This is a genomic window from Streptomyces olindensis, assembly GCF_040645895.1.
GTDB lineage: Bacteria > Actinomycetota > Actinomycetes > Streptomycetales > Streptomycetaceae > Streptomyces > Streptomyces olindensis.
On record NZ_JBEYZD010000077.1, the window covers coordinates 1 to 20099 of the forward strand.

Below are 20099 nucleotides of genomic sequence, written 5' to 3' on the forward strand. Positions count from 1 at the left end.
CGTCCTGCTCGCGACGCTGCTCACCGCTCGGGGCTGGTCCGAGGAGGGCGCGGACAGCCAGTCGGCGTCCGACCCCATCGCGCCGTTCCGAGGACGGACACCCCCCGGCGCGGCCCCGACCCACCCCCGGCGCGAAGCGTGACCCCGGCCCAACCGCCGGGGCACCCGCACCCCGCCCACCCGAGTGGTCCCCCGCGCCACACCCGCCCCCTATGTCGAAATTGTCTGATTAGCGCGTATCGTCGCCGCATGCCCACGCCATACGGATCCCGCGGCGGCATGGCGTTCGGCGTGGAGGAGCTGCGTGTGCTCCGCCGCGCTCTCGCCCTCGCCCTCCACCCCACCTCCGCCTCGTCCGACGACGTCCAGGACTGCCTCCGCCTCGCAGAGTCGCTCGACGAGGCGATGCGGGAGGGGGTCAGGCTGCGCGCCTTCCTCGTGGCCGACCTCGGCCGGTACCGCGCCGCCCTCCCCGGCACCGCCGCCGGCTACCTCGCACTCCTGGACGAGGCCCTGGGCGCCGGGTACCGCCCCCGCCCCGACGACCTCGCCGCGCTCCGCGCCCTGCGCGGCAACCCCACCGCGGCGGCCCTCCTGGACCGCTGCGCGGTCACCGCCCTCACCGGCGCCACGGCCACCCCCACCGTCCCCGCCTCCCGCGCCCGCCTCCACGCCCTCCCGGGAGGCCGCTCGGAAGGCCTCTCGGAAGGCCGGAGACCCGCCATGGACACCCCCGAGAAGCAGCCGGAGAAGAAGCCCGAACGCAAGCCGGCCGCCCCGAAGCCCAGCCCCAAACCGACCCCGGCCCCCGCCCCGGGCACCCCGAAGCCCACCCGCCCGATCCCCACCCCGGGCGAGGTCTTCCCGCGCCGCAAGCCCGCCCCGCCGCCCCCGGCGAACCCCCAGCAGCTCGCCGCGGGCTGACGTGGCTACCCTGGATCCATGGACTACGTCTCCGCGCTCCTGCCCCCGGTCGTCATGGCCATCTTCTTCATCGGCGTGATCCGGGTGATCGTGAAGACACAGGGCGGCGCCAACAAGGCCAAGGAGGACGCGGCCGTCGACGCCGCCCTCGCCCGGGCGGAGGGCGGCCCCCGGTCCGCCGCGCCCGGCCCCAAGGCAGACGCCTGACCCCACCCCGCCGACGGCGTACGACTCCGCGAGCCCGCCTCCACGCAGCCCGCGCGTTCGAGTCGTACGCCCTTTTTGTTCCCGTTCGTCGGTGAAGCGCACGTCCGCCACGCCATTACCGAGATCTCCCACTATTGTTCTGAGCTGTGCCTCGCCCATTGGGAGAACTCGAAGACGCGGTCATGTCGCGGGTCTGGAAGTGGAACCGCCCCGTGACCGTTCGAGAAGTCCTGGAAGATCTTCAGAAGGAGCGGTCCATCGCCTACACCACGGTGATGACCGTTTTGGACAATCTCCATCAGAAGGGCTGGGTGCGCCGCGAGGCGGAAGGCCGCGCCTATCGATATGAGGCGGTCTCCACACGCGCCGCCTACGCCGCCGCCCTGATGAACGACGCCTGGTCGCAGAGCGACAACCCCGCCGCCGCTCTCGTCGCCTTCTTCGGCATGATGAGCGAGGAACAGCGCCACGCTCTCCGCGATGCCGTACGCATCGTCCAGGGCCCGGAAACCCAGGAACCGACCGAACCGTCGGAATCCGCTCGGCCGACGGAACGACCGGAACGCACGGAACCCGGTGAAGGCGCGGAACCCGGTGAAGGCGCGGAACCCGCGGAACCCGCGGAGCACGCAGAAGGCCCGGAAGGCGCGGAACCCCGCGAAGGCCCCCCGGAGAACCCCGCCTCCGCACAGGACGGCGACGGGCGATAGCGTCCGTTCATGCCCGCGAAGAGCCCCGAAGCCCCCGCAAAAGCCATCACCGTCCGACGGGCCCGCACCGGCGATGTCCCGGCCGTGCGCCGGCTCCTTGACGCCTACGTCCGCGGCGGCATCCTGCTCGACAAAGCGACGGTGACGCTTTACGAGGACATCCAGGAGTTCTGGGTCGCGGAACGCGACGACAACGCCGAGGTCGTCGGCTGCGGCGCCCTGCACGTGATGTGGGAAGACCTCGCCGAAGTGCGCACTCTCGCGGTGAAGCCGGGCCTGAAGGGCGCGGGCGTCGGACACCAGTTGCTGGAGAAGTTGCTGCACACCGCCCGCTGGCTCGGCGTTCGCCGCGTTTTCTGTCTGACCTTCGAAGTCGACTTCTTCGGCAAGCACGGCTTCGTGGAGATCGGCGAGACGCCCGTCGACACGGATGTCTACGCGGAGCTGCTGCGTTCCTATGACGAGGGCGTCGCGGAGTTCCTCGGTCTCGAACGAGTGAAACCGAACACCTTGGGCAACAGCCGGATGCTTCTGCATCTGTGATCGCCAGGACGGACACAAGACGACCACAAGACCCGCCTCAAGACGGTCGCAAGTCAGTCGCAAGAGGGTCCGTCCGGTTCGTCAAGACATATTCCGCGGCGCCGCCCCTGCCCCGGTGCCCTATGTCCGAAACGCGCACGTTTCCGGACGGAGGGCGGGCTACCGGTCTCTGCCGAGGGTTTGTGTTTTTCCGGCAAAAGCGGTTTGCTTTCCGAGGTACTGCAGTACTGCATATAACAGGGGACGGCGATACGGCGGACGCCGGCACACCCCGGCCCTGAAGATATCGATGAAAGGAAATCCGGTGGCACAGAAGGTTCAGGTCCTTCTTGTCGACGACCTCGACGGTGGCGAGGCGGACGAGACCGTGACGTTCGCGCTGGACGGCAAGACGTACGAGATCGATCTCACCACCGCCAATGCGGACAAGCTCCGCGGCCTTCTCGAGCCTTACGTGAAGGGCGGTCGTCGTACCGGAGGCCGTGCTTCGGGCGGGCGCGGAAAGGCGCGCGCGGCTTCGAGCGGCAGCCAGGACACCGCGGCCATCCGCGCCTGGGCGAAGGAGAACGGCTACGAGGTCAACGACCGAGGCCGTGTTCCCGCGACCATCCGCGAGGCCTACGAGAAGGCCAACGGCTGAACAGCGGCACTACCGACCCTGCGCACGCAAGGCCGGTGGCTGGGCGCACGCGCGCCGCAGCCGGATCCGGTGGCACTGCGTGGCCACCGTGTCCACCAGCCGTACGAGATCCGGGGCGCGCCCAGCGCCCCCCAAGGCCGACAGCGTCGGCAGCGAGGCCTCGGCCTCGCACCCCGGCTCGGGGGGCCGCAGCCACACGGCGGCCCCCTGGGAACCGAGTCGGCCCAGGGGAAGCGGCCGGCCGGCATCCGGGCCGGGCTCGGGGGACGGTGACGGATCCGATCCGGTCACGGAGCGCGCTCCCACCCCGGGGTGCGGCCCCGCCTCCGCCCCGGCAGACAGCCGAGCGCCCCTCTCGGCCCTCAGGCCCCTCCCAGGACGCTCGCCCACCGCAGTCGGCAGCGGCGTGTTCCCGGTCGGCAGCGGCGTGTCCATAGGCGCCAGTGGCGCGTCCGTAGTCGGCAGTGGCGCGTCCATGAAGCCGTGCGGGCCGATCGCCGCCAGGTCGAGCGCCAGGTCTCCCCACTCCAGCCACTCCAGCAGCCCGGGCAGCTCCTCCGCGCTGCCCGCGGCCACCAGCAGCAGCATCCGGTCGCCCCGCACGGCCACCGGAGAGCCCCGCCCCAGGCGCCGCAGCGCGGCGTGACCCGCCTCGGCCGGCACGTCGAGGACGTCGAAGCGCACCCCCACCGCCAGCCGCAGAGGTTCGCCGGGCACCGTGGGCCAGCCCAGTTCGTTCTCGTACCACCGCCGGAGGGCCGCGGACGGGAACACGGGAGGAGGGGCGCCGAACATGCCAAGAGCAACCGCCGGAAAGACGTGCGGGTTACGCTGACTGAACGCTGCGTAGCGAGTCGGGTGCACAGAGTGGTGAAAGGGGGGCGTGAGAGGGGGGCGGGGAGGCGCAAGGTTGTTCGCCCGTAGCGGAGGGAACGGGGGCGCTCGGCATGGACCGTCGGTCCGTACGGGTAAGACATCCCTAGTGGGAGGGGGCGACACGCAGGAAAGGACGTCTCACGTTCGCCATCGGCGTACTGGCGAGTGGGGTATCTGCCTGGCCTGCGGGAACATCGTCTCGCACCATCGGGTTGGAGCAGATGTCGGCGTTCGGGGTCAGGAGGCCAAGGACGGTGTCGGCAGTTGGAATGAGCGGTCCCCGCTTGCGGGACTAAGCTGCGGAAGGACAGGGAGGGGAAGTTCCCCCCACTGCCTGACCGCTCTGAGGAGCGATTAACGATGTTCGAGAGGTTCACCGACCGCGCGCGGCGGGTTGTCGTCCTGGCTCAGGAAGAAGCCCGGATGCTCAACCACAACTACATCGGCACTGAACACATCCTCCTGGGCCTGATCCACGAGGGTGAAGGTGTCGCCGCCAAGGCCCTTGAGAGCCTCGGGATTTCGCTCGAGGCGGTCCGCCAGCAGGTGGAGGAGATCATCGGCCAGGGCCAGCAGGCCCCGTCCGGCCACATCCCCTTCACCCCCCGTGCCAAGAAGGTCCTGGAGCTGTCGCTCCGCGAGGCCCTTCAGCTGGGCCACAACTACATCGGCACGGAGCACATCCTGCTCGGCCTGATCCGCGAGGGCGAGGGCGTCGCCGCCCAGGTCCTGGTCAAGCTGGGCGCAGATCTGAACCGCGTGCGGCAGCAGGTGATCCAGCTGCTCTCCGGTTACCAGGGCAAGGAGACCGCCACCGCCGGCGGTCCTGCCGAGGGCACGCCCTCCACGTCCCTGGTCCTCGACCAGTTCGGCCGGAACCTCACCCAGGCCGCTCGTGAGTCCAAGCTCGACCCGGTCATCGGGCGCGAGAAGGAGATCGAGCGGGTCATGCAGGTGCTGTCCCGCCGTACCAAGAACAACCCGGTCCTGATCGGTGAGCCCGGCGTCGGCAAGACCGCCGTCGTCGAGGGCCTCGCCCAGGCCATCGTCAAGGGCGAGGTGCCCGAGACCCTCAAGGACAAGCACCTCTACACCCTGGACCTCGGCGCCCTGGTCGCCGGCTCCCGCTACCGCGGTGACTTCGAGGAGCGCCTGAAGAAGGTCCTCAAGGAGATCCGCACCCGCGGCGACATCATCCTGTTCATCGACGAGCTGCACACGCTGGTCGGTGCGGGCGCCGCCGAGGGCGCCATCGACGCCGCGAGCATCCTCAAGCCGATGCTGGCCCGCGGTGAGCTGCAGACCATCGGTGCGACCACGCTGGACGAGTACCGCAAGCACCTGGAGAAGGACGCGGCCCTGGAGCGCCGCTTCCAGCCCATCCAGGTCGCGGAGCCGTCCCTGCCGCACACGATCGAGATCCTCAAGGGCCTGCGCGACCGCTACGAGGCCCACCACCGCGTCTCCATCACGGACGAGGCGCTGGTCCAGGCCGCCACGCTGGCCGACCGGTACATCTCGGACCGCTTCCTGCCGGACAAGGCGATCGACCTGATCGACGAGGCCGGTTCCCGGATGCGCATCCGCCGGATGACCGCGCCGCCGGACCTGCGCGAGTTCGACGAGAAGATCGCCGGCGTCCGCCGCGACAAGGAGTCCGCGATCGACTCGCAGGACTTCGAGAAGGCCGCCTCCCTGCGCGACAAGGAGAAGCAGCTCCTCGCCGCCAAGGCCAAGCGGGAGAAGGAGTGGAAGGCCGGCGACATGGACGTCGTCGCCGAGGTCGACGGCGAGCTGATCGCCGAGGTCCTCGCGACCGCCACCGGCATCCCGGTCTTCAAGCTCACCGAGGAGGAGTCCTCCCGCCTGCTGCGCATGGAGGAGGAGCTCCACAAGCGGGTCATCGGCCAGAACGACGCCGTCAAGGCGCTGTCGAAGGCGATCCGCCGTACGCGTGCCGGTCTGAAGGACCCCAAGCGCCCCGGTGGCTCGTTCATCTTCGCCGGTCCGTCCGGTGTCGGTAAGACCGAGCTGTCCAAGGCGCTCGCCGAGTTCCTCTTCGGCGACGAGGACGCGCTGATCTCCCTCGACATGTCGGAGTTCAGCGAGAAGCACACGGTCTCGCGTCTCTTCGGTTCGCCCCCCGGCTACGTGGGCTACGAAGAGGGCGGCCAGCTGACCGAGAAGGTGCGGCGCAAGCCGTTCTCGGTGGTCCTCTTCGACGAGGTCGAGAAGGCCCACCCGGACATCTTCAACTCGCTGCTGCAGATCCTGGAGGACGGTCGCCTGACCGACTCCCAGGGCCGGGTCGTGGACTTCAAGAACACGGTCATCATCATGACGACCAACCTCGGCACCCGGGACATCTCCAAGGGCTTCAACCTGGGCTTCGCGGCCTCGGGTGACACGAAGACCAACTACGAGCGCATGAAGAACAAGGTCCAGGACGAGCTCAAGCAGCACTTCCGGCCCGAGTTCCTCAACCGCGTCGACGACGTGGTCGTCTTCCCGCAGCTCAGCCAGGACGACATCCTCAAGATCGTCGACCTGATGATCGGCAAGGTGGACGAGCGCCTGAAGGACCGGGACATGGGCATCGAGCTCTCCCAGTCCGCCAAGGAGCTGCTGTCCAAGAAGGGCTACGACCCCGTGCTGGGCGCGCGTCCGCTGCGTCGCACCATCCAGCGCGAGATCGAGGACTCGCTGTCGGAGAAGATCCTCTTCGGCGAGCTGCGCCCCGGTCACATCGTGGTCGTCGACACGGAGGGCGAGGGCGAGACCAAGACCTTCACCTTCCGCGGCGAGGAGAAGTCGGCCCTGCCGGACGTCCCGCCGATCGAGCAGGCGGCCGGTGGCTCGGGTCCGAACCTGAGCAAGGACGCGTAAGCGTCACGGCCGAGCGAGCCGAGTGAGAGGGGCCGGTGCCTTCCGGGGCGCCGGCCCCTCTCCCGTGCCCGGGGTCAGAGGCCGATGATCTCGGCGGTGGGGAAGACCTCGGCGTAGGAGTCGAGGGACTGCTCGGGCTTGGTGACGGTCAGGGTGCGCAGCCCCGGCAGGCGCGAGGCGAGGAAACGCAGCGACTCCGCGGGCGGTGGGTCCGTGAGGAACCGGAGCTCCTGGATGCCGGGCAGTTCCGGCACGGTCTCGTGGGCGAAGCCCTCCGGCCGCCCGTAGAGGGACAGCGCCGTGAGCGCCGGGAGGGCGGCCACCTCGGACCAGTCCTCGGCGCCCAGGGGCCGCCGGTCGGACACGCCGAGCGCCAGGGACTTCAGCGTGGGCCACCGGGACAGGCCACGCAGCCCGGTGGAGTCTGTGGCGTCCATGCCCAGGAAGAGGCTCCGCAGGGGTGCCTCGGCGGGAAGGGTGTCGGCGAGGCAGTCTCCCGGGACACCCCCGTCGATCGACAGCTGGGTGAGCTGGCGCAGGGCGCCCAACCCGGTGAGATCCGCACCGCGGTCGAAGACCACGAGATCGGTCAGCGGAAGTTCCGCCAGCCTGGAGAGGCCCACGGCGTCAGGGCAGCGCTGGAGCCACAGACCGGCCAGGGACGGGAACGCCAGCAGCTCCCCCAGGTGACCGAGGGCCGGGTTGTTCCGCAGGTCCAGATGGCGGACCTCGGCGGGATCGGGGACGCAGTCGAGGAGTTCCGCCGCGGTCAGCGGGCCGTCGAGCCTCAGCCTCCGCCAAGGGCGCATCAGCCGGAGCGCCGCCCGCTGCTCGGCCGACTCGCAGAGCAGGGCGAGGCCGTCCCGCTTCAGGTGGTCGAGCACCTCGACCGCGTACGCGCGGGTGTCGAAGCGGCTCCAGGTGCCCACCAGCTGGCGTCGCACGTCGAGGTCCGGGTGCTCGCGGAAGCGGCGCAGCACGGCGAGCGCGCCTTCCTCCTCCTCGGCTCCGAGGAGCGAGGCGGTGACGGTCACGCCGTGGGCCTCCTCGGCGGTGATCCCCTCCGGTCCGGGCAGCAGCTCCAGGACCAGGGGGCCCGCCTTGGCGAGGGCCTTCGCCTCCTCGGTCGTGCGCGGCGGGATGAGCGCCCCGGCCCGTGCCTCCACTTCCGCCCGGACCGCGGGATCCAGGGCCACGGCGTGCTCCAGGGAGGCCAGGGCGAGGAGAGTCAGCCGCGGGGTGTCCTCGGCCAGCAGGCGGCGGAGCAGGGTCGCCCGTTCCCCGGGGCGGGCGTGGGCCACCGCCATGCGGATCACGTCCTCCCACAGGCTGTCGCCCGCGTGGCCCGCGAGGACGTCCAGGTGGCCCTCCTCGACGGCGTACCGGGCGCCCAGGTAGTCCTGGAAGGTGCGGTGGACGAAGTGGACGACGCCCTCGGCCGGCTGGCGGAGCAGGCCGCTGCGGAGCAGCAGCGTCCGCAGGGCCGCCGCCGCGTCACCCTGGCCCGAGGCCGGCGCGATGGCCGGCAGACAGCGGGCCACGATGCCCTCGGCCGTCTCCAGGTCCATCTCGGTCCGGCCGCTCAGCACCAGCGCGTAGGCGAGGCGCTGGAGCAGCTCCAGCTGGGCCTCCTCGCCCAGCTCGACCCCGTCCACCGAGCCCATGCCGCGCTCCCGGTCCCGGCGGGCGAGCAGCATGCCGAGGGCGGCGTCGTACAGCTCCTTGCGGCCGGTGGGGAGGTACCCCCGCCGCTCCCGGTGCAGGGCGCAGATGAGCCCGCACATCAGGGGGTTGGTGGCGAGGCGGGCCAGGTCGCGTTTGGTGCGCAGGGCGTCCAGGAGCTGCGTCTCGTACTCGGGCGCCTGTGCCGCCGCGTGCCAGCGGTGCACGAACGTCGTCACGTCGGCGCGGCGCATCGGGGTGAGGGTCAGTTCCCGGAAGCCCTCGGCGGCCAGCCAGTCGGGGCGTACGGCCGTGGGGCGCGAGGTCAGGAGCCAGTGGTTGCCGGGGTAGGCGTGGATGAGGGCGAGCAGCCAGTCGCGGGTGTGGCGCCGGTCGGCGGCGGGGATCTCGTCCAGGCCGTCGACGAGGACCAGGCCCCGGCGGCTGGTCAGGACCCGCTCGGCCCAGCCCTCGGGCGGGGTGAGCGGGCAGCCCACCGCCGTGAGGAAGGCGCCGGGAGCGGGCAGCGCCCCCGCGCGGACCAGGGTGCGCAGGGGGAGGACGAACGGGACGCGGGCCGCGTCGCGGGCGGCGGTCACCGCCAGCCACTGCACCAGGGTGGTCTTGCCGGAGCCGGCGTCGCCGCGCAGCAGGACCCGGTCGTGGCTGCCGAGGGCCTCCTCCGCGGGCAGCCGGACGGCGACGGCGGTGGCCGCGTGCTCGGCCGACGGCGCTTCGGGGACGGCGCTCCGCTCTCCGCCCGTGGCCTCCAGGCTGAGGTAGGCGACTTCCAGGGGCCAGCGGTCGGGGGAGTCGCGCAGGTCGATGCCGTAGATGGTGATGTGGTTGTGGCGGTCGGCGACGTAGGGCAGGTAGCGGCGTTCGAAGGCGGCGTCCCGGCCGTCCGGGCGGGGCGTGCGGGTGATCAGCTCGTCGACCTTGGCGATCAGTTCCGTCTGGGCGCGGGTCTGTTCGACGAGGGTGCGGGCGACGAACGTGGAGCGGCGGGTGAAGAACTCCAGGATGTTCAGGCACGCCCACTCGGTCGCGTAGTCCAGGAAGTGGCAGGCGTCCGCGGACAGACCGTCGGGGGCGGGGCCCGCGCCGTGCAGTTCCCTGGCCAGCTCGCGGTGGCCCAGGCGCACCGCCTGGACGTCGTCCATGTCGAGGTCGCCGAGGGAGAGCAGCCTGCGGGCCAGGGTGTCGGTGACGGCGATCCGCTCATCCTGCGGGAAGGGCGGCTCGCCGGGGGAGTCCACCGCCTGTGCCACGATCCGCTCGGCGAGCTTGTGGACGTCCCGCTCGTCCAGGGTGCGCTTCTCGCCCCGGAAGGACACGAGAGCGGACAGGCGTACGGGCTTGTCGACCAGGCCCGCTCCCGGCCCGTCCGCACGGAAGAGCTTCTTGAGCAGCGGGGCGACCAGCGCGGACGCCAGTTTGCCGCCGAGTACCGTCGGGTCCAACCGCCTCACCCCCGTGATCGCGCGAACGGGGGTGAGACTACAGGGAGTTGCGGACGGGTCAGGAGAGCTGACCGTCGTAGTCCGGCAGCTTGTACGTCTTCTCGGCGTGGCCGCCCGAGAGGTCGGTGGCGCTGTTGCCGATGTTCGCGATGATCGTGTAGCCCTTCTTCTCGACGTCGACGCGCTGGGCCGTCTTGTACTCGGCGACGTTCTTGAAGAGGTCGATGAAGTTGCGGACGTAGAGGCCGGAGACCTGGTAGCCGGCCTGCTTCAGGTTGTACTCGGTGAACGAGTGGATGATGTCCGGGCGGGCGGTCACGAAGAACAGGGCGACGCCCCGCTCCTGGGCGTATCTGGCGACCTCCAGGACCGGCTTGTTGGCCGGCTGCGGGTAGCTGAAGCCGAAGTCGGTCTCCAGCGTGGTGTTGTCGATGTCGAAGACGATCGCCTGCTTCTCACCGGGCTTCGTGGCCGCTATGCGCTGCTTCAGGTACGGCAGCGCCTGGTCCATCACCGCCTGGCAGTCCTTCTGCCAGGTGGCGTAGTCGACGGCGGCGGCCGTGGTGGCGGCGGCGGTGGCCGCCGTGGAGGCCTGGGCGGTGGTCGCGGCGTCGGCCGGTGCGGCCATCGCCACGAGGGCCGCGGCCGAGACGGCGGTCACCGAGGCGCGGCGCAACCAGGGGCGTCGGGTCTGCATGTCGTGGGGGTCCTCTCACGTCCGTGACGCTGTCAACATGTCGTGTGCATGTTCGTGCGCGAGGGTGGCGCGAGGGGAACCGTAGGGTTACCGGACGGTAGGCGCCTAGAGGCGTGCGCCACATTTCCGGAATGGCCGAAGAGGGCCTCCGGTGACATGGCGCACAGGCGATATGTCCGTTACTAGGCGGAATAGTGCTGAAGGGGCCGGGAGGAAAGGGATTCTTGCCCCGCGGTGCCGGGTGAAGTGCAGGGCAGTGGGCTGATTCGTCCTGAATGAGTGCTGTGTCAAGAGACATAGAACACTGAACGAAATTACTAACTTCTGTCGTAGATCACGCTTTTGGGAGTTTGTCGGACTTCGGGTTACCAAGGGATGGCCATTCGGCGAGCGACTGTGCGCCGGGTGGTTTTCTCCGTCCCCTTCCCCACGAGGTTTCGATGTCCCAGCGCGTCACGTCCCGTTCCTCCCGTACGTCCCAGCTCCGCACCCGTGCGACCGTGCTGGCCGCCGGCCTCGGTGTCTCGGTCGCACTGGGAGCCGGGGTCGCGTCCGCCGCCGACACCACGGCCGCGTCCGGTGCCGCCAGTGCCGTCCAGGCACAGGCCGCCGCCCAGGCCAAGGCCGCCAAGGCCGAGGCCGCGAAGGCTGAGAAGGCCGCCAAGGCCGCCGCCGCGAAGAAGGCCGCCGAGAAGAAGGCGGCCGCCAAGAAGGCCGCCGCCAAGAAGGCCAAGCCGTCCTGGGTCGACCCGGTGAAGAAGTACAAGCTCTCCGCGAGCTTCGCCCAGAACGGCGGCATGTGGCAGTCCACCCACAGCGGCCAGGACTACGCCGTCCCGAGCGGCACCCAGGTCGTCGCCGCCCACGGCGGCACCGTGGTCAAGGCCGGCGGCAACGGCGCCGGTGACGGCCCCGCGTACGGCAACGCCGTCGTGATCAAGCACGGCAACGGCACGTACTCGCAGTACGCCCACCTGTCGAAGGTGAAGGTGAAGATCGGCCAGATCGTCAAGACCGGCCAGGAGATCGCCCGGTCCGGCAACACCGGCAACTCCAGCGGCCCGCACCTGCACTTCGAGATCCGTACGACCCCGAACTACGGCTCGGCGGTCGACCCGGTGAAGTTCCTGCGCGCCAAGGGCGTGAAGGTCTGACCCGCGCCCACTCTCCTGGCTCCCTCAGGAGCCTCTGGGTTCCCTAGGAGCCCCCGGCTCCCCGGTGGGCCTGGGTGACCAGATCCGTGGCGACCTCGAGGACGGCCTTGTTCCGTTCCTCGGGGTCGTCTCCCACGTCCTGGAGCAGGAACATGCCGGCGTGCAGCGTGTAGATCGCGCTGGCGCAGCGGACCTGGTCGATCAGGTCGGCGTCCGGGTCCACGATGATGTCGCGCAGGGTGTGGATGCGCGCCTTGAAGGACTCGCCGATCCGCAGGTCCCGTACGGTCGCCTGGTTCTCGTGCATGAAGCGGAACAGCGGTGCCGCCTGGGTGAGCGTGTCGGCGTACCGGCGGACGATCTCCTGCTTGGTCTCCAGGGTGTGCGGCTGCCGCCGGCCCCATTCGACCAGGTCCTGGATGGGCTGCGTGAGGTCCTCGAAGATGCTGACGAGGATCTCTTCCTTGGTCTTGAAGTGGTAGTAGAGCGCCGCCTTGGTGACCTCCAGGCGCTCCGCGATCTCACGCAGGGACGTCTTCTCGTAGCCCTGCTCCGCGAAGAGTTCGAGGGCCACGTCCTGGATGCGCCGGCGGGTGTCGCCGCGGCGCCGCTGCCTGGTGTCGTCCATGGTGCCGCCCATCCTCCTACGCCGCCCGCTTTCCATAAAACTTACTTGACGCCCGGCTAGTTCCGCGGCTAGCTTCCGAGTGTAGTCACTAGCCGGTCGGCAAGTAAGTAGCGGTAGCTGGGGAGTGGGGAAGCGATGGCGGACACGACGGAGACACCGGCGGTCGGCGCCGACACCGGGGGGAAACAGCCGAAGAGCGTGCGGGTGGTGCTGCTCGCGCTCATGATCGCGATGATGCTCGCGATGCTCGACAACATGATCATCGGTACGGCGATGCCGACGATCGTGGGTGAGCTGGGCGGGCTCGAACACCTCTCGTGGGTGGTCACGTCCTACACCCTCGCCACCGCCGCCTCGACCCCGCTGTGGGGCAAGCTCGGCGACATGTACGGCCGCAAGGGCACGTTCATGTCGTCCATCGTCCTGTTCCTGATCGGCTCGGCGCTCAGCGGCATGGCCCAGAACATGGGCGAGCTGATCGGCTTCCGGGCCGTGCAGGGCCTCGGCGCCGGCGGTCTGATGGTCGGCGTCATGGCCATCATCGGCGACCTGATACCGCCCCGGGAACGCGGCAAGTACCAGGGCATGATGGCCGGCGTCATGGCGCTGGCGATGATCGGCGGCCCGCTGGTCGGCGGCACCATCACCGACAACTGGGGCTGGCGCTGGGCGTTCTACATCAACCTGCCCCTCGGCGCCGTCGCCCTGGTCGCGATCAGCGCGGTGCTGCACCTGCCGAAGAAGCGGGCGGAGGCGCGGATCGACTACCTGGGCGCCGTGCTGCTGACCGTCGGCATCACCGCGATCGTTCTCGTCACCACCTGGGGCGGCACCGAGTACGCCTGGACCTCCGCGCGGATCATGGAACTGATCGGCATCGGCGTCGCCGCGCTCGTCGGGTTCGTGTTCTGGCAGACCAGGGCCGCCGAGCCGGTGCTGCCGCTGCACATCTTCCGCAGCCGGAACTTCACGCTGATGTCGGTCATCGGCTTCGTCACCGGCTTCGTGATGTTCGGCGCCACGCTGTTCCTGCCGCTGTACCAGCAGTCCGTGCAGGGCGCCTCCGCGACGAACTCGGGGCTGCTGCTCCTGCCGATGCTGGGCGCGATGCTCGTCACGTCGATGGTCGCCGGCCGGGTCACCACGAACACCGGCCGGTACAAGGTCTTCCCGGTGCTCGGCAGCGCGCTGATGATCGTCGGGCTGTACCTCCTGTCCACCATGGACACGGGCACCTCGCGGTTCACCTCCGGTGTCTTCATGGCCGTCGTCGGGCTCGGCATGGGCTGCCTGATGCAGATCACCATGCTGGTCGCGCAGAACAGCGTGGAGATGAAGGACATGGGCGTGGCGTCCTCGTCCACCACGCTCTTCCGCACCCTCGGTTCCTCCTTCGGCGTCGCGATCATGGGCGCGCTGTTCAACAGCCGCGTCCAGGACGTCATGTCCGAGCGGGCCGGGGCGCTGGGCTCCAAGGTGACCGAGCAGTCGGCGCAGCTCGACGCGGCGAGCCTCGCCAAGCTGCCGGCGCTGGCCCGCGAGGCCTACCAGCACGCCGTCTCCGCCGGCACGCACTCGGCGTTCCTGCTCGGGGCCGTGGTGGCGGTGGTGTCGCTGGCGGCGGCCGTGTTCGTGAAGGAGGTGCCGCTGCGGGGAGCGGGACCGAAGACGGCGGACGAGGGCCGCACGGGCGACGACGAGGGCCGCGCGGACGGCGACGACGGCCGCACGGACGGCGACGACGGCCGCACGGACGGCGACGACGGCCGCACGGACGGCGACGACGGCCGGAAGGCTCAGACGCCGGTGGCCGAGGCCGTCTGACCGGCTCGTGAGAAGCCCCCGGGGTGTCCGCCCCGGGGGCTTCGTCCTGCCGCGGCCGCACCGGTTCTCATCTCACGGTCGGTCTCCGGCCGCACCGGCCCCACCGCCGGACCCCGGCCGAACCGGCCCCGTTGTCAGACCCTCGTGCCACCATCGATCGCATGGACAGGATGCGGCAGGTGCGGCGCGCCAAGGACGCCATGGACCGGGACTGGGCAGATCCCGAGCTGGACCTGGACACCCTCGCCGCGCACGCCGGGTACTCGCGCTACCACTTCATCCGCGCCTTCAAGGAGGCGTACGGCGAGACCCCCGGCCAGTACCTCACGCACCGCCGCATAGACCGCGCCGAGGACCTGCTGCGCACGGCGAACCTCTCGGTGACGGAGATCTGCCACCTGGTCGGCTTCAGCAGCGTGGGCACGTTCTCGGCGCGCTTCAAGGCCTGGACCGGCCTCACCCCGAGCGAGTACCGGCACAAGCACGTGGGCCGCGGAGCCGCCCTGATACCGGGCTGCTACGCCATGCTCTGGGCCGGCGGCTTCCGCTCGGGGCCCGGCGCGGGACAGCGGCGTCAGCAGCGCAATTCCGGAGAAGCGGACTGACACCCCCGCTGCCTACGGTTGCAGGGCAAGCAGAACCCGCCGCCGATCAGCAGGAGCACACCATGATCAAGGGTCTCGCCATCTCGACCGTCTGGGTCCTCGACCAGGACCGCGCCAAGGAGTTCTACACCGAGAAACTGGGCCTGGAGGTCCGTACGGACATGACCATGGGCGAGGGCGGCATGCGCTGGCTCACGGTCGGCTCGCCCGAGCAGCCCGACGTGGAGCTGACGCTGATGGTGCCCGGCGGCCCCGCGATGGACCCCGAGTCCGCCGAGATGGTCCGCAAGCTGGTGGCCAAGGGGGTGCTCGGCGCGGGCGTGCTCACCACCGACGACATCCACGGTGACTACAAGAAGCTCAAGGACCGCGGCGTGGAGTTCCTCCAGGAGCCGCAGGAGCGCCCGTACGGCACGGAGGCGCTGTTCCGCGACGACTCCGGCAACTGGTTCTCGTTCACCCAGCCCCGCGAGGGCGGGCTCGACCTGGACCAGGACTGGACCTGCTGATCCGGGCGGCGGCTCTCAGGACCCGGCAGGCCGCTGATCCGGGCGGCGGCGTCAGGACCCCGGCAGGCCGCTGATCCGGGCAGCGGTCTCAGGACCCCGGCAGCATCGGGTAGCTCCCCGTGTTCGTCGGCGCGTGCTCCGGCAGCCACAGCACGGCCACCGCGCCCTCGGCCGGTACGTCCTCCGGCACACCCGGCGTGCGGACGTTGCGGAAGGTCAGCCGGGCGCCCAGCACCCGGGCCTGACCGGCCGCGATGGTCAGGCCCAGGCCGTGGCCGTGGCCGGCGCGGTCCTTGCTGCCGGTGCGGAAGCGGCTCGGCCCCTCGGCGAGCAGGTCCTCCGGGAAGCCGGGGCCGTGGTCGCGGACGCGGATGACCCGGCCCTCGACGGTGACCTCGATGGGCGGCTTGCCGTGCCGGGCCGCGTTGGCGAGCAGGTTGAACAGCACCCGCTCCAGACGCCGGGGGTCGGTGGTGACCTCCGACTCGTGCACGATCCGCACCTCGACGTCCGGGTCCTTGGCCGCCACCCGCCGGGCGACGAACCCGCCCAGCATGATGTCCTGCAGCTCCGCCCGCTCCGAGGCCCCGTCCAGCCGGGCCACCTCCAGCACGTCCTCCACCAGCGTGCGCATGGCCTTGGCGCGGTCCAGCACCAGCTCGGTCGGGCGGCCCGGCGGCAGCAGCTCGGCGGCGGTCAGCAGCCCCGTCACCGGGGTGCGCAGCTCGTGCGCGATGTCGGCGGTGACCCGCCGTTCGGCCTCGATGCGCTGCCGCAGCGCGTCCGCCATGGCGTCCACGGCGCTCGCCAGGTCGTCGGTCTCGTCCCGGACGACCCCGCCCATGGCGTCCCGCACCCGGACGTCCGTCTCACCGCCCGCGAGCTGGTTCGCCGCGACGGCCGCCTTGCGCAGCCGCCGCGAGAGGTGCCCGCCGATGAGCACGCCGAGCGCGCTGCCGCCGAGGACGACGGCGATCGAGCCGATCACCAGGGCCTGGTCGAGATCCTTCAGGATGTCCGAGCTGCGGTCCGTGAAGCCCGAGTGCAGGGACATCACGTGCCCGTTCTTCAGCGGCACGGCGGCCCATATGTCGGGCGGGCCCCCCGGCCGGTCGGCCACGTACGTCGCCCGCTGCCCCGCCTCGACCCGGTCCCGCAGCGCCGCCGGCAGGTCCGGGTCGTCGATCTTGGTGTTGGGGAAGTTGATCCGCCCGGACAGCTCGTAGTTGCGCTGCGCGATGATGATGCGCTCGTCGGCGAGGTCCCGGGCGTTGTCCAGCATCGACACCCGCGCCGCGTTGTGCACGACCAGGCTCAGCGCGACCGCCACCAGCGCACCGACCAGCGCGATGGCCGCGCTCAGCTTCCATCTCAGGCCCGTGCGGATGCCCGCGCGCTCCAAGCCCGTGGCGACCAGGCGCCGGAAGTGCCCCCTCATAACCCCTGCTCAGGCCTTCAACTTGTAGCCGAAGCCGCGGACCGTCTCGATACGGTCCTGGCCGATCTTCTGCCGCAGCCGCTGCACGTGCACGTCGACGACCCGGGTGTCCCCGCCCCAGCCGTAGTCCCACACCCGTTCCAGCAGCTTGTCCCGGGACAGGACCGTGCCCGGCGCCGAGGAGAACTCCAGCAGCAGCCGCATCTCGGTCGGCGTCAGCGCCACCGGCTGCCCGGCCCGGCGGACCTCCATGCCCTCGGTGTCGACCTCCAGGTCCCCGAAGGTCAGCACCCCGCCGCTCGCCGGGGCGTCCTGCTCCTCGCCCCGGCCGCCGCCCGCGTGCCCGAACCGGCGCAGCACCGCGCGGATCCGCGCGACCAGCACGGCACCGTCGAACGGCTTGGTCACGTAGTCGTCGGCGCCCGCCTCCAGGCCCAGCACCACGTCGATGGAGTCGGCCCGCGCCGACAGCATGATCACCGGCACGGTCGACTCGTCCCGGATCCGGCGGCAGAGACTGACCCCGTCGAGGCCGGGGACCATCACGTCCAGCAGCGCGATGTCGGGGCGGTCCCGGCGGAACGCCTCCAGGCCCGACAGGCCGTCGGGCATGGCGGTGACCGCGAAGCCGTCCCGTTCCAGGGCGAGCTGCGTGGCCTCGCGGATGACGTCGTCGTCCTCGACGAACAGGACGTGGGTCTGGTCTGCCATCCCGGTGCTCTCAGTCCTCGTGTGATCCGTGGGGTGCGTTCTCTCTGCTGGGACGCACGGCCCGTCCGACGCGTTCACCGGGGGATCGTTCCGAGCGGCCCGACCGGTTCACGTGGCCCGGCCCGTCAGCTCGCGGGCACCGGCGACGCGCTGTCGCCGACGACCTTGCCGTAGTCGTTGTGCGTGCGGTACTCCTCGGCGAACCGGCCGGAGGCCCACCGGTAGGTGATCACGTTCTCCCCGGAGGGACTCGACACGGGATCGCCCTTCTCGTACACCTGCTTGGTCACCACCAGGTCGCCGCGGTCGATCTCCGCGTAGACGGGAGGCTCCTCGGCCTTGAACACATTCTTGTACGAGCCGTCCTGCTCGCGATACACGTAACTGCCCACACCCACCGCGTCACCGCAGGTCAGCACGTTGACCACGACGTCGTCGGCCGAGCCGCCGGTGAGGTTGCCGTAGGAGACGTCGACCGGGTACTCGTCGGCGACACACGGCTTGAGGTCGCGTTTCACCTCGGGCGCGACCTCGGGGTCGTCCTTGACGAGCCTGACCGCGTTCACCGCGTCGGGCGTCTTCGACGGCGCGGCGGTCGGCGAGGCGGCGGCGCCCGCCACCGAGTCCGTGTGCGCGGGGCCCTCGTCACGGGCGCCGGTGCCCCCGGCGGCGCACGAGGACGCGAAAAGGCCGAGGGCGGCGAACCCGGCCAGTGCCGTGATCACCGCCTGGATGCCGCCCCGGTTCCCCGCGGAACCCTCGCCGGTCAGGCCGCGCACCGCTCCCGCTCCTCACGCTCCAGCGCGCGTGCGTCGAGGTCGCGGGACTCCAGCTCCTCGCGGAGCCGGGCGAGCGCCCGGTGCAGCGTGCTCTTGACCGTTCCGGCCGACATGCCGAGGGCGGCGGCCGTCTCCTCCGTGGACATCTGCTCCCAGTGTCGCAGCACCACGACACTGCGCTGCTTCGGGGCGAGCACCTTCAGCACGTCCATCAGCAGGGCGCGGTCCGCGTGCTGCTCGGTGGAGTCGTCGACCGAGGCGTCCGGGAGCTGCTCGGTGGGGACCTCCTCCAGCTTGCGGGCCCGCCACCACTCCGTCCGGGTGTTGATCATCACCCGGCGCAGGTAGGCGTCCGCCAGCCGCTTGTCCTCGATGGTCTCCCAGCGGCCGTAGGTGCGGACCAGCGCCGTCTGCAGCAGGTCCTGCGCGTCGGTCGGGTCCGGGACCAGGCGGCGGGCACTGCGCAGCAGCGCGTCCTGCCGGGTGCGCACGTACTCCTCGAACTCGAGCACCTCGCCCTGCGCCATGTGCAACCGCCTCCATCCCCGTGTACCGGCGCGTCCTGCCGCCGGGCTCTGCTGTCCGTGATGACGGAGATGAAGTTACGGAGGCGTTGTCACGGCGCTGTCCGAAGCAGCCTGCGGCCAGCGCTCGGCTGTCCGTCGGTTGTGTAACAGCTGTCGGACGCGGGTAGAGGGCTGTGCCGGTTGGTGTGGTTACGGGATGATTTGACCGCCGCCTCGCTGCAACAGAAGCCGTGTCACGGCGACGAAAGCCGTGTCACGCCGAGCAGCCGTGTCACGCCAGGCGGCCGTGTCACGTCGACGGCAGCCGGTACATCCCGCCCGCCAGCGGCTCCACCAGACCGTCGGCGACGAGGCCGTCCAGGGCCCGTGCGCGCTGCACCGGCTCGTGCCACACCCGGTCCAGGGCCGCCTGCGGCACCGCACCGTGGGCCTCCCGCAGCACGGCGAGCAGCCGGCCGCGCACCTGTCGGTCGGTGCCCGCGTACGTCTGGCCGCGGCGCGGCGGCCCGTCGTGCTCCGGCTTGCCCGCCAGCCGCCACGCGCACTGCGCGGCGATCGGGCAGCGGTGGCAGGACTCGCTCTTGGCCGTGCACACCAGCGCGCCCAGCTCCATGGAGGCGGCGGCCCAGCGGGCCGCGGTCGGCTCGTCCTCGGGCAGCAGCGCGCGGGCCAGCCTGCGCTCGGCGGCGGTGGTGGCGTTCGGCGGGTACTGCACGCCGGTGACCGCGCGGGCGAAGACCCGGCGCACGTTGGTGTCGAGGACCGGATGCCGCTGCCCGTAGGCGAAGGAGGCGACGGCGGCGGCCGTGTACTCGCCGATGCCGGGCAGGGCCAGCAGCTGGGCGTGGTCGGCCGGGACGTCACCGCCGTGCCGTTCCGTTATGGCGACCGCGGCGCCGTGCAGCCGCAGCGCGCGGCGCGGGTAGCCGAGCCGGCCCCAGGCGCGGACGGCCTCGCCGGGCGCCTCGGCGGCCAGGTCGGCGGGGCGCGGCCAGCGGGCCAGCCACTGCTCGTAGACGGGCAGCACGCGACTCACCGGCGTCTGCTGCAGCATGAACTCACTGACCATCACCCCCCACGCCCCGGCCTCGGGACGCCGCCACGGCAGGTCGCGGGCGTTCTCGTCGAACCAGTCGATGACGGGGGAGTGCAGGCTCTCCCCGAGGGGCGGGCCGGAAGGGGCGTCGGTGGGGGAGGCGGTGGGGCGCGGGGGCTTCGTGGGAGCAGTCATGGCCTCTCGATGGTGCCACGCAGAACCGTCGTTCCGGGCACACCGCCACCCTTGAGGGAGGCGGGTACCTGACGATCGGCAGCAG

The 20099-nt window shown here is 71.0% G+C and carries 19 protein-coding genes; 10 read left to right on the forward strand and 9 right to left on the reverse strand.

Annotation, left to right across the window (positions count from 1 at the left end; all coding sequences use genetic code 11):
* Positions 1-279 precede the first annotated feature (279 nt).
* From ABZ948_RS33900 to ABZ948_RS33920, 5 genes are all read left to right on the forward strand, one after another.
* Positions 280-924, forward strand: coding sequence for a hypothetical protein (locus tag ABZ948_RS33900; protein ID WP_435857715.1), 645 nt, complete (start codon positions 280-282; stop codon positions 922-924).
* Between the two features lie 18 nt (positions 925-942).
* Positions 943-1131 carry a hypothetical protein gene (locus ABZ948_RS33905; RefSeq protein ID WP_359766122.1) on the forward strand — a complete coding sequence of 63 codons (189 nt, stop codon included), beginning with the start codon at positions 943-945 and terminating at the stop codon, positions 1129-1131.
* A gap of 182 nt (positions 1132-1313) precedes the next feature.
* A complete protein-coding gene (locus ABZ948_RS33910) occupies positions 1314-1841 on the forward strand; it encodes a BlaI/MecI/CopY family transcriptional regulator (protein WP_435857711.1) in 528 nt (175 codons plus the stop codon).
* A 9-nt stretch (positions 1842-1850) separates the two neighbouring features.
* Positions 1851-2384: an amino-acid N-acetyltransferase gene (locus ABZ948_RS33915; protein ID WP_359766125.1), complete on the forward strand. Its 534-nt coding sequence runs from the start codon at positions 1851-1853 to the stop codon at positions 2382-2384.
* Between the two features lie 304 nt (positions 2385-2688).
* The gene (locus ABZ948_RS33920; protein WP_010048839.1) at positions 2689-3024 is read left to right on the forward strand and encodes a histone-like nucleoid-structuring protein Lsr2; all 336 of its coding nucleotides are present in this window, start codon (positions 2689-2691) and stop codon (positions 3022-3024) included.
* A 9-nt stretch (positions 3025-3033) separates the two neighbouring features.
* Here ABZ948_RS33920 and ABZ948_RS33925 read toward each other — a convergent pair whose 3' ends face one another.
* Positions 3034-3819: an SCO3374 family protein gene (locus ABZ948_RS33925; RefSeq protein ID WP_435857712.1), complete on the reverse strand. Its 786-nt coding sequence runs from the start codon at positions 3817-3819 to the stop codon at positions 3034-3036.
* Between the two features lie 441 nt (positions 3820-4260).
* On the opposite strand from ABZ948_RS33925, the gene ABZ948_RS33930 reads away from it, so the two are divergent.
* Positions 4261-6786, forward strand: coding sequence for an ATP-dependent Clp protease ATP-binding subunit (locus ABZ948_RS33930; protein ID WP_359766128.1), 2526 nt, complete (start codon positions 4261-4263; stop codon positions 6784-6786).
* Between the two features lie 74 nt (positions 6787-6860).
* On the opposite strand, the gene ABZ948_RS33935 is transcribed toward ABZ948_RS33930, so the two are convergent.
* Both ABZ948_RS33935 and ABZ948_RS33940 read right to left on the reverse strand, forming a co-directional pair.
* Positions 6861-9911 carry an NACHT domain-containing protein gene (locus tag ABZ948_RS33935; protein ID WP_359766130.1) on the reverse strand — a complete coding sequence of 1017 codons (3051 nt, stop codon included), beginning with the start codon at positions 9909-9911 and terminating at the stop codon, positions 6861-6863.
* Between the two features lie 58 nt (positions 9912-9969).
* On the reverse strand, positions 9970-10608 hold the full coding sequence (locus tag ABZ948_RS33940) for an HAD family acid phosphatase (RefSeq protein WP_359766132.1): 639 nt from the start codon (positions 10606-10608) through the stop codon (positions 9970-9972).
* 440 nt (positions 10609-11048) lie between these two features.
* Between ABZ948_RS33940 and ABZ948_RS33945 the strand changes: the two genes are divergently transcribed.
* Entirely contained in the window at positions 11049-11762 is a 714-nt protein-coding gene (locus ABZ948_RS33945; RefSeq protein WP_359766134.1) for a M23 family metallopeptidase, read from the forward strand.
* 43 nt (positions 11763-11805) lie between these two features.
* Here the strand turns inward: ABZ948_RS33945 and ABZ948_RS33950 are convergent, their stop codons facing one another.
* Positions 11806-12402 carry a TetR/AcrR family transcriptional regulator gene (locus ABZ948_RS33950; RefSeq protein WP_359766136.1) on the reverse strand — a complete coding sequence of 199 codons (597 nt, stop codon included), beginning with the start codon at positions 12400-12402 and terminating at the stop codon, positions 11806-11808.
* A gap of 123 nt (positions 12403-12525) precedes the next feature.
* Here ABZ948_RS33950 and ABZ948_RS33955 point away from each other — a divergent pair, with 123 nt between their 5' ends.
* The 3 genes from ABZ948_RS33955 (at position 12526) to ABZ948_RS33965 (ending at position 15328) form a co-directional block, all read left to right on the forward strand.
* On the forward strand, positions 12526-14214 hold the full coding sequence (locus ABZ948_RS33955; protein WP_359766138.1) for an MDR family MFS transporter: 1689 nt from the start codon (positions 12526-12528) through the stop codon (positions 14212-14214).
* A gap of 161 nt (positions 14215-14375) precedes the next feature.
* Positions 14376-14819, forward strand: a complete 444-nt coding sequence (locus ABZ948_RS33960) for a helix-turn-helix transcriptional regulator (protein ID WP_435857713.1) — start codon at positions 14376-14378, stop codon at positions 14817-14819.
* A 62-nt stretch (positions 14820-14881) separates the two neighbouring features.
* Entirely contained in the window at positions 14882-15328 is a 447-nt protein-coding gene (locus ABZ948_RS33965) for a VOC family protein (RefSeq protein WP_359766140.1), read from the forward strand.
* 88 nt (positions 15329-15416) lie between these two features.
* Here the strand turns inward: ABZ948_RS33965 and cseC are convergent, their stop codons facing one another.
* The 5 genes from cseC to ABZ948_RS33990 all read right to left on the reverse strand — a co-directional run bounded on the left by cseC (position 15417) and on the right by ABZ948_RS33990 (position 20014).
* Positions 15417-16766 (reverse strand): two-component system sensor histidine kinase CseC, encoded by a 1350-nt coding sequence (gene cseC / locus ABZ948_RS33970; RefSeq protein WP_359766142.1) that lies wholly within the window; start codon positions 16764-16766, stop codon positions 15417-15419.
* A gap of 9 nt (positions 16767-16775) precedes the next feature.
* Positions 16776-17477, reverse strand: a complete 702-nt coding sequence (cseB, locus tag ABZ948_RS33975) for a two-component system response regulator CseB (protein ID WP_359766144.1) — start codon at positions 17475-17477, stop codon at positions 16776-16778.
* Between the two features lie 125 nt (positions 17478-17602).
* The gene (locus ABZ948_RS33980) at positions 17603-18256 is read right to left on the reverse strand and encodes a hypothetical protein (RefSeq protein WP_359766146.1); all 654 of its coding nucleotides are present in this window, start codon (positions 18254-18256) and stop codon (positions 17603-17605) included.
* Complete coding sequence (locus tag ABZ948_RS33985) at positions 18244-18783, reverse strand: SigE family RNA polymerase sigma factor (protein ID WP_010048809.1); 540 nt, start codon at positions 18781-18783, stop codon at positions 18244-18246. The genes ABZ948_RS33980 and ABZ948_RS33985 overlap by 13 nt, the downstream gene beginning before the upstream one ends.
* A gap of 289 nt (positions 18784-19072) precedes the next feature.
* Entirely contained in the window at positions 19073-20014 is a 942-nt protein-coding gene (locus ABZ948_RS33990) for an HhH-GPD family protein (protein WP_359766148.1), read from the reverse strand.
* Positions 20015-20099: the final 85 nt, after the last annotated feature.